The sequence below is a fragment of the Thauera aminoaromatica S2 genome, assembly GCF_000310185.1.
In the GTDB taxonomy this organism is placed as follows: Bacteria; Pseudomonadota; Gammaproteobacteria; order Burkholderiales; family Rhodocyclaceae; genus Thauera; species Thauera aminoaromatica.
Genome location: NZ_AMXD01000146.1, coordinates 1 through 9,059, shown reverse-complemented (window position 1 = coordinate 9,059; position 9,059 = coordinate 1). Strand labels below are relative to the sequence as shown.

Annotated in this window: 8 protein-coding genes; 3 read left to right on the top strand and 5 right to left on the bottom strand. The window is 71.5% G+C overall.

Features of this window, described 5'->3' with window-relative positions; genetic code table 11:
• The 3 genes from C665_RS16515 to C665_RS16505 form a co-directional block, all read right to left on the bottom strand.
• Positions 1-923, bottom strand: a 923-nt coding sequence (locus tag C665_RS16515; protein ID WP_004323166.1) for a glycosyltransferase family 4 protein, incomplete at its 3' end; no start/stop codon positions are given.
• Positions 920-1,318, bottom strand: coding sequence for a 6-pyruvoyl trahydropterin synthase family protein (locus tag C665_RS16510; RefSeq protein WP_004323165.1), 399 nt, complete (start codon positions 1,316-1,318; stop codon positions 920-922). The genes C665_RS16515 and C665_RS16510, both read right to left, overlap by 4 nt.
• Before the next feature lie 30 nt (positions 1,319-1,348).
• Positions 1,349-2,347, bottom strand: a complete 999-nt coding sequence (locus tag C665_RS16505; protein ID WP_004323164.1) for a zinc-dependent alcohol dehydrogenase — start codon at positions 2,345-2,347, stop codon at positions 1,349-1,351.
• Between the two features lie 137 nt (positions 2,348-2,484).
• Between C665_RS16505 and C665_RS16500 the strand changes: the two genes are divergently transcribed.
• Both C665_RS16500 and C665_RS16495 read left to right on the top strand, forming a co-directional pair.
• Positions 2,485-3,225, top strand: a complete 741-nt coding sequence (locus C665_RS16500) for a CDP-alcohol phosphatidyltransferase family protein (protein ID WP_004323163.1) — start codon at positions 2,485-2,487, stop codon at positions 3,223-3,225.
• Between the two features lie 42 nt (positions 3,226-3,267).
• Positions 3,268-3,885, top strand: coding sequence for a YceI family protein (locus C665_RS16495; RefSeq protein WP_004323162.1), 618 nt, complete (start codon positions 3,268-3,270; stop codon positions 3,883-3,885).
• 49 nt (positions 3,886-3,934) lie between these two features.
• Here the strand turns inward: C665_RS16495 and moaA are convergent, their stop codons facing one another.
• Complete coding sequence (moaA, locus tag C665_RS16490; protein WP_004323160.1) at positions 3,935-5,014, bottom strand: GTP 3',8-cyclase MoaA; 1,080 nt, start codon at positions 5,012-5,014, stop codon at positions 3,935-3,937.
• Between the two features lie 254 nt (positions 5,015-5,268).
• Between moaA and C665_RS16485 the strand changes: the two genes are divergently transcribed.
• Positions 5,269-7,698 (top strand): Lon protease family protein, encoded by a 2,430-nt coding sequence (locus C665_RS16485; protein ID WP_004323159.1) that lies wholly within the window; start codon positions 5,269-5,271, stop codon positions 7,696-7,698.
• Between the two features lie 22 nt (positions 7,699-7,720).
• Here the strand turns inward: C665_RS16485 and C665_RS16480 are convergent.
• Positions 7,721-9,059 (bottom strand): FAD-dependent oxidoreductase (locus tag C665_RS16480; protein ID WP_004323158.1); only part of this gene is annotated, 1,339 nt, incomplete at its 5' end.

Genomic DNA, 9,059 nt, shown 5'->3' with positions numbered 1-9,059 from the left:
GCGAGCGCATCGACGTCGCCGGGCGGCACGGCCAGCCCGGCGCCGGGAGGCAGCGTGCCCGCGAGCGCGCCGCCGGTGGTGGCGAGCACCGGCAGCCCGGCGGCGATCGCCTCGGCGACCACCATGCCGTAGCCCTCGTAGTGGGAGGGCAGCACGAAGAGGTCGGCGGCGGCGTAGGCGTCGCGCAGGGCCGCGTCCGCGCATTCGCCGGAGAGCCGGATGCGGTCCTGCAGGCCGAGGCTGCGGACGAGTTCGGCCACCTCGCCGGCGTAGCCGGGGTCGCGATGCGTGCTGCCGATCAGGGTGCAGCGCCAGGGCAGCGCTCGTACGCGCTCGAGCGCGCGCACGAGCACGTCCTGGCCCTTGCGCGGGGTCAGGCTGGCCACGCACAGCAGCTGCGGCGGCTCGCCCTCCGCGGCGGCCAGCGCGAGCGGCGCCACGCCCGGCTCGACCCAGCGGATGCGCTCGGCGCGCAGTCCGAAGTCGAGCAGCCGGCGCGCGGTGAAGGCGCTGGTGGTGATCGCGAGGCGCACGGCGGCGAGCGCGGCCCGTTCGCTCGCCAGCAGGCAGCGCCGCAGCACGGGATCGAGGCCGCGCTCGTCGGCCAGGGGGTGGTGCACCAGCGCGACCAGTGCCAGCCGTCCGGCGTGCTCGATCGCGACCTCGGGCAGGCCGCCGAGCGCGAGCCCGTCGATGACCACGCGCCGACCGGCGGGCAGGGTGGCGAGGGTGTCGTGCAGGGCGTCGCGCGCCGTGGGGTCGGCGTCGGGGAAGCGGCCGGGCAGGCCATGGACGGTGACGGTCCAGCCGAGGTGGCGCAGCGCCTCGACGATGCGGGCATCGTAGAGATAGCCGCCGGTGCGCTGGGCGGGGTCGCCGGGGACGATGAAATCGAGGTCTGTGCTCCCCCTGTGAGCGCTCACAGCGCGCCCTCGTAGCTCGCCCATGCGACGTGCGACTCGTGCAGGCTCACCTTCAGCCGCTCCAGCCCCTGCGCCCCGGGGCCCAGCCGGCCGGCGCGGATCGTGGCGGCGAGGCGGTCGAAGATCACCCTGGCCATGAACTCGGTGGTGGTGTTGCGGCCGCGGAATTCCTCGAGCTCGTCGAGGTTGCGGAAATTGAACTCGGCGAGCACCGCCTTCAGCGTTGCGGCGGCGAGGCCGATGTCGACCACCAGGCCGTCGGCGTCGAGCTCGCTGCGCTGGAAGCAGGCGTCGACCAGGTAGGTCGCGCCATGCACCCGTTGCGCCGGGCCGAAGATCTCGCCGCGGAAGCTGTGGGCGATCATGATGTGTTCGCGGACGGTGAGGCTGTACATGGGGGCTCCGGATCGATGCTCGGGTGGATCTCAGGTGCTCGGACTGGCATAGCGGATGCGCTCGCACAGCGCCCCGGCGGGGGCTTCGGCGAGGCGCTGCATCAGCGCGGGCAGGTCGGTGAAGTCGGTCTCGCCGCTGATCAGTGCGTCCAGACGTGGATCGACGAGCAGCGCGAGCGCGAGTTCCATGCGGCGACGGTAGTCCCAGCGCGGGCTGCGTGGCGGCGGCAGGCGGCCGACCTGGCTGGACTGCAGGCGCAGGCGGCGGGCGTGGAAGGCGGCGCCGAGCGGCAGCTCCGCGCTGCGGCGGCCGTACCAGCTCATCTCCACGACGGTGGCGTCCTGTCCGGCGAGTTCGAGCGCGCGCACCAGGCCGGCGGGGTTGCCGCTGGCGTGGAAGACGAGGTCGCAGTTGCCACGCGCCTGCTCCGGGAGGCGGTGAACGAGGCCGAGCGCGGCGGCGAGGCCGGCGCGGCCGGGGTCGGTGTCGATCAGCTCGAGCTCGACGCCGGGGAGGCGCGCGCACAGCCAGGCCACCAGGCTGCCGACCACGCCGGCGCCGACCACCGCGATGCGGTCGCCCAGCGCGGGGGCGCCGTCCCAGCAGGCGTTGATCGCGGTCTCGAGGTTGGCGGCCAGCACCGCGCGCGCGGCCGGCACGCCGGCGGGGAGGGGGACGACGGCGCCGGCGGGTACCACATAGCGCTGCTGATGCGGGTGCAGGCAGAACACCGTGCGGCCGCGCAAGGCGGTGGCCGCGGTGCCGACGCCGTCCTCCACCACGCCGACGCCGATGTAGCCGTACTTGAGCGGCCCGGGGAAGTCGCCCTCCTGGAAGGGGGCGCGCATGCGTTCGTATTCGCTTTCGGGCACCTCGCCGCGGAACACCAGGCTCTCGCTGCCGCGGCTGACTGCGCCGAAGAGGTTGCGCACCCGCAGCTCGCCGTCTGCGGGCGGGCGCAGCGGCGCCGGGCGCAATTCGCCGTAGCCCGGGCGGACGGTCCAGAAGGCGAGGTTGGTGCTGGACATGCCGAGCTCCTTGTGCGAACCCTTTCGCGCGGCGGATGATCGAAGGAGGAATGGTAGCAGGGCGCTGCAGCCACTGTAGGCGCGCCGCCAGGCGCGAATGGGGCCTGAACGACGTGGGAAAGGGGCGCAAGGGCAGCATGGCGATGGAGCAGGGCGGATCTTGTGTTCGGCGCGGCGGACTTCCCCGCCTCTGGCTCGATCTGGCCGGGGGCTTTGGCGGCCTCGTCGCGCTCGTCGCGCTGGCGTCGAGCACGCTCGCGCTGCCGCTCGCGGCTGCTTGGGCGGCGGGCGCGGTGTTGCTCGCCATCGCTGCCTTGATCCGGCACTTCTGGTCCGACCCGCGCCGCGGCTTGGGTCCGGCGAACCGGGTGACGCTGGTGCGCGCCCTGCTGGTCGCCCTCCTCGCCGGGATGCTTGCCACGCCCGCATGGGTGGATGCACATCCCGTGCAGGTGGCCGCGCTCGCCGCGCTCGCGCTGCTGCTCGATGGCGTGGACGGCTGGGTGGCGCGGCGCTGGCGCTGCGAGAGCGACTTCGGCGCGCGCTTCGACATGGAGCTCGACGCCTTCCTGATCCTGGTCCTGTGCGTGCATCTGCTGGCGATGGACAAGGCGGGACCCTGGGTGCTGGCGATCGGTGCGATGCGCTACGTCTTCGTCGCCGCGATGCGGCCCTGGCCTTGGCTGGAGCGGCCGCTGCGGGAGAGCCGCCGGCGCAAGCTGGTCTGCGTCTGGCAGGTCGCCTGCCTGCTGCTATGCCTGCTGCCGGCGATCGGCGGTGCGCTGGCGACGGCGCTGCTGGTGCTGGCGCTGGCGCTGCTGGCGTGGTCCTTCGCGGTCGATGTGCGCTGGCTATACCACACGCGTCCGCAATCCTGACCGCGGAAGCCACATTCGCAAGTCCCTGGAGGAGAAAGGAAGATGGAATCGCGCAGACGTTTTCCCCGCATGCTCGCCGCGGCCGTGCTGGCGGGCGTCCTCGGTGCCGCGCCGGCCTGGGCGGAGCCGCGCAGCTACACGATCGACCCGGAGCATTTCGCCATCGGCTTCCAGGTCGAGCACCTCGGCTACGCCGACATCATCGGCCTGTTCCTGAAGGCGAGCGGGCGCTTCGAATACGACGAGGCCGCGCGCACGCTGAAGTCGGGGAGGGTGGTGGTGGCCGCCGACAGCGTGTTCAGCAACCACGAGGCGCGCGACCGCCACGTGCGCGACAGCGACTTCCTCGACGCCAGGAAGCATCCCGAGATCGTCTTCGAGGCCACCGGCTTCGAGCCCGGCGCCGAGCGCGACGGGCGCCTGCACGGCAAGCTCGCCGGCCGTCTGACCCTGCTCGGGCAGACCCACCCGGTCGTGCTCGACGTCACGCTCAACAAGGCTGCAAGCTATCCCTTCGGCCACCGCATGCACACGCTCGGCATCTCGGCGCGCACGACCATCGAGCGCAGCCGCTGGGGCATGGACTACGGCGTCAGCCGCGGCATGGTGGGCGATGCGGTGGCGCTGCGCTTCGAGCTGGAGGCGATGCGCGACGATTGAGGCGACGATCGAGGTGGCGCAGGCCGCGGTGGCGGCGGCCGCGACCGCTTCAGCCGCCGATGTAGGACATCTCGATCTTGCGCAGCGCGGCGGTCTCGGCGGTGCGGATCTCGGAGTAGCGGTCCTCGCGCCCCTGCCACACCTGGGCGATCGCGGCGTCGATGCGGGCGTCGTCGGCGCCCTCGCGCAGCAGGGCGCGCAGATCGTGGCCCTGCTGCGCGAACAGGCAGGTGTAGAGCTGTCCCTCGGTGGACAGGCGGATGCGCGTGCAGCTCGAGCAGAAGGCCTGGGTCACCGAGGAGATCACGCCGATCTCGCCGGCGCCGTCCTTGTAGCGCCAGCGCTCGGCGACCTCGCCCTCGTAGTTGGGGTCGACCGGCTCGAGCGGGAAGAGGCGGTCGATGCGCTCGACGATCTCGCGCGAGGGCAGCACCTCGTCCATCTTCCAGCCGTTGGAAGCGCCCACGTCCATGAACTCGATGAAGCGCAGGATGTGGCCGCTGTTGCGAAAGTGCGCGGCCATGGGCTCGATGTCGACGTCGTTGGTGCCGCGCTTGACCACCATATTGACCTTGATCGGGCCCAGGCCCACCACCTTGGCCGCCTCTATGCCCTCGAGCACCTTCTCCACCGGGTAGTCGGCGTCGTTCATGCGCCGGAAGAGCGCATCGTCGAGCGCGTCCAGGCTCACGGTGACGCGGTGCAGGCCGGCGTCCTTGAGCCGGCGCGCGAGCTTGGGCAGCAGCACACCGTTGGTGGTGAGCGTGACCTCGACGCCGTCGAGTGCGGCGAGCATGCCGATCAGGCGGTCGACGTCCTTGCGCAGCAGTGGTTCGCCGCCGGTGATGCGGATCTTGCGCACGCCGCGCGCGACGAACAGCCGCGCCACGCGCAGGATCTCCTCGAAGCTGAGCAGCTGCCGCCGCGGCAGGAAGGCGTAGTCGTCGCCGAAGACCTCGCGCGGCATGCAGTACACACAGCGGAAGTTGCAGCGGTCGGTGACCGAGATGCGCAGGTCGCGCACGCTGCGCGCGCGGCGGTCGACCAGCGCAGCGCCGGGCGCCGCAACGGGCGCGGGGGCCGCGGGGGCGAGGGGAGACGCGGCCTGCTGGATCGGGATGACTTTCATGGTCGGCTGCGGCTGCGGGCTGGGGTTCGGGTTGCGGGATTATCAAGTCGTGGACAGCGCGGCGCAAGGCGAGGTTCGCGCAGGCGTGCATGTCGACCTTCGTCGCAAGCCCGCGGCCGATCGCGACTCGCGTCGCTCCCACGAGAACCGGAGCCGCCGTAGCCGGGGGCAGTGGGCGTGGATCACGGGGCCTGCGGGGCGGGGTGTATCATTGCGCTCCCTGCCGCTCCGGCACCAGAAGAAAGATCAAATCCATGGCCGATCTCGTGCCACTGCCGGCGACGGCATTGCGCAAGCGCTGCGACCCCGCCTGCTTCAGCTTCGACACCACCGAATCGCTCGCCGACCACGCCGGCGACCTTGGCCAGGAGCGCGCCGTCGAGGCGATCCGCTTCGGCCTCGCGATGGGCCACACCGGCTACCACGTGTTCGTGCTCGGGGATGCCGGCAGCGGCAAGCACGCGACCACCTTCCGCCTGCTGCGCGAGCGCGCGGCGCGCGAGGACGTGCCGCCCGATCTCTGTTATCTCCACAACTTCGACGAGCCGCTCAAGCCCCGCCTGCTGACCCTGCCGGCCGGGCGCGGCGCTGCGCTGCGCACGCGCATGCAGACCTTCATCCGCGACCTCGGCCCGGCGCTCGGCGCCGCGCTCGACAGCGACGCCCACGTCGAGCGTGTCGAGTCGCTGCAGAGCGCGCACAAGGCGCGCGAGGAAGGGGCGCTGCGCGAGCTCGGCAAGGCCTGCAACGCCGAAGGCATCTCGCTGCTGCAGACCCCCGAGGGCTTCGTGTTCGCGCCCACCAAGGACGGCGAGCCGCTGTCGCCCGAGGCCTTCGAGGCCTTGCCGGAGGACGAGCGCAAGGCCATCGAGGCGCGCATCGGCGCGTGGAGCGACCGCCTCGAGGATCTGCTCAACGACTTTCCCGGCTGGCGCAAGTCGGTGCGCGAGTCGATCGACCGTGCCGAGCGCGAGGTGCTCGGCCCCGCGGTCGCGCACCTGCTGCGCGAGGTGCGCGAGGCGCACGAGGACCTGCCCGAGGTGCTCGCCTTCCTCGACGCGGTCGAGCGCGACGTCATCGACAGCGCGGTGCGCGGCACCATGCTGGAGGAAGAAGACGACGAGGCCCCAGAGCCCGAGGAGAACACGCGCTACCACCGCTACCAGGTCAAGCTGCTGGTGGATCATTCCGGCTCGCAGGGTGCGCCGGTGGTGTTCGAGAACAACCCCGGCTACGGCAACCTGATCGGCCGCATCGAGCACATCGTGCAGCAGGGCAACCAGGTCAGCCACTTCAACCTGATCCGTGCCGGCGCGCTGCACCGCGCCAACGGCGGCTACCTGGTGCTCGACGCGGAGCGCCTGCTGTCGCAGCCCTTCGCCTGGGAAGGCCTCAAGCGCAGCCTGCGCGCGGGCGAGATCCGCATCGAGCCGCCGGCCGAGGCGCAGGGCTGGAGCGGGGCGTTGACCCTGGAGCCGGAGGCGGTGCCGAGCGCGCTCAAGGTGGTGCTGATCGGCGACCGCGAGGTCTACTACCTGCTGATGGAGCACGATCCGGAGTTCGCCGACCTCTTCAAGGTGGCGGCCGACTTCAACGACGACATCCTGCGCACGCCCGAGAACGAATGCGAGTACGCCCGCCTGATGGCGCTGCTCGCGCGCGGCGCGAAGCTGCTGCCGGTCGAGCGCAGCGGTGTGGCGCGCCTGGTCGAGGAAGCCTCGCGCCTGGCCGAGGACTCCGGGCGCCTGTCGCTCAACACCCGCGCGCTCTCCGACCTCATGCGCGAGGCCGACTTCCACGCCCGCCAGAAGGGCCTCGCCGCCACGACGCGCGCCGAGGTCGAGGACGCGCTCGCCGCGCGCGCGCGGCGGGCCAATCGTTACCCGACCCGGGTACTGGAGTCCATCCTCGACGGCACCACGCTGATCTCCACCACCGGCGAGCGCGCCGGCCAGATCAACGGCCTGGTGGTGATCGAGCTCGCCGGGGAGCTCTTCGGCCACCCGGTGCGGATCACCGCCACGGTGCGCATGGGCGAGGGCGACGTGGTCGACATCGAGCGCGAGACCGAGCTCGGCGGTGCGATCCACTCCAAGGGCGTGCTGATCCTGTCGGCCTTCCTCGCCGCGCGCTACGCCCGCCACCAGCCGCTGTCGCTGTCGGCGAGCCTGGTGTTCGAGCAGTCCTACGCGCCGGTCGAGGGCGACTCGGCCTCGCTCGCCGAGCTGTGCGCACTGCTCTCGGCGCTGACCCAGGTGCCGATCCAGCAGCGCTTCGCGATCACCGGCTCGGTGAACCAGTTCGGCGAGGTGCAGGTGATCGGCGGTGTGAACGAGAAGATCGAAGGCTTCTTCGACCTGTGCAGCGCGCGCGGGCTGGACGGCACGCAGGGCGTGGTGATCCCGGCGGCGAGCGTGCGTCACCTGATGCTGCGCGAGGACGTGGTGCAGGCCGCGGCGGAAGGCCGCTTCCACATCCACGCGGTGAAGACGGTGGACGAGGCGATGACCGTGCTGACCGGCGTCGAGGCCGGCGAGCCCGACGCCAAGGGCGTGATTCCCAAGGGCACGCTCAACCACAAGATCGCCACCGTGCTCGCCGAGATGACCGCGGCGCGCCACGCCTATTCGGACGCCGACGGCGCCGCCGGCGCCCGCCAGCACCGCCGCCGGCACGGGGTGTGAGCCCCGCGCCGGACGGGCCGGCTTACGAGAACATGTCCTCGTAGATGGTCTGCGCCCAGCCGAAGTCCTGCGAGATCGTCGCCGCGGTGCGCTCGTTGTAGTCGATCTGGGTCTGCTCGATGATGCCCTGGGCGTTGACCTTGTAGTCGAACTGCACCGAGATGCCTTCCTGCGGGGCGATATTCACCATCATGAAGCAGAGGTTGTCCGGGAGCCGGTAGTCGGGTTCCCGCCCGGCCTCGCGCTCGGAGATGTAGTAGGCCACGATGCGGGCGTGGCGGTTGGCGACGTGGCCGGCCTTGGGGTAGAAGCCGAACTGTGGCGACACGAAGCCGACCGCGTCGCCGATGACGAAGACCTCCTTGTCCGTGCGGTCGTGCAGGAAGAGTGGATCGACGTCGGCCCAGCCGCCGCTCGGGTTGCCCGCACCTGGACGCGGCACCAGACCTGCCTTCCAGGCGAGGTCGCCGGCCTGGTGCGGGGCCATGAGGATGGCGTGCTGGAAGTCGAAATCGCCCGCCTCGGTGCGGATCCTGCGCTTGAACGGATCGACCTCCTCGATGCGCGCGTCGGGGACGTAGGTGATGATGTCCTTGTACAGCTCTTCGAAGGTGGAACGGAAGCCCGGGCCGATCGGGCGCGCGCCGTCCTTGTGGTCGAGGATGTAGATGCGCCCCGGGATCTTCTTCTGCTTGAACATCGACGCGATCAGGCAGGCGCGCTCGTAGGGGCTGGGCGGGCAGCGCTGCGGCGGGGGCGGCAGGGTCATCACGAGGTCGCCGCCCTTGAAGGACTGGAGCGCGTTCTTGAGGTGGAAGTGCTCGGCGCTCGGGATGTAGGCCGCCGGAAAGCGCGCCCGGGTGGCCTCGGCCATGCGGCGGTCGTTGCCGAACCAGGCCTCGTAGTTGTAGCGGATGCCGGGGGCCACGATCAGGTAGTCGTAGTGGATGGCGCCGGCCGCCGTGATCACCCGCTTGCCCTCGCGCTCGATCTCGAGGATCTCGGTCTGGATGAAGCGGTAGGCGTACTTCTCGGCGACGGCGAGGTAGTCGTGGGTGAGATACCGGGTATCCACCTGATCGACCAGCCACTTGTTGCTCATCGGGCAGGAGAAGAACACGGGGTTGCGCTCCAGCAGCACGACGTCGAGCTGGGGGGCGAGCTGGCGCAGGTACTTGGCGGCGGTCACCCCGCCCCAGCCGCCACCGCAGATCACGACGCGGCGTTGCTTGCCGGGTGGCAGCAGGGTGTCGGTGGCGCGGCCGCTCAGGAAGGGCAGGCTGCGCTCGGTGCTCGCGGCGGGGGGCGCGGACTGCGCCAGGGCCGGGCCGGCGACGGCGGCGGTGGCGAGCCCGCCGGCC

Bases quoted from the DNA above. Each gene is read 5' to 3' on its own strand.
- C665_RS16495 (WP_004323162.1), top strand. From the start codon at position 3,268: ATGGAATCGCGCAGACGTTTTCCCCGCATGCTCGCCGCGGCCGTGCTG.
- C665_RS16485 (WP_004323159.1), top strand. From the start codon at position 5,269: ATGGCCGATCTCGTGCCACTGCCGGCGACGGCATTGCGCAAGCGCTGC.
- C665_RS16505 (WP_004323164.1), bottom strand. From the start codon at position 2,347: ATGTCCAGCACCAACCTCGCCTTCTGGACCGTCCGCCCGGGCTACGGC.
- C665_RS16500 (WP_004323163.1), top strand. From the start codon at position 2,485: ATGGCGATGGAGCAGGGCGGATCTTGTGTTCGGCGCGGCGGACTTCCC.
- moaA (WP_004323160.1), bottom strand. From the start codon at position 5,014: ATGAAAGTCATCCCGATCCAGCAGGCCGCGTCTCCCCTCGCCCCCGCG.
- C665_RS16510 (WP_004323165.1), bottom strand. From the start codon at position 1,318: ATGTACAGCCTCACCGTCCGCGAACACATCATGATCGCCCACAGCTTC.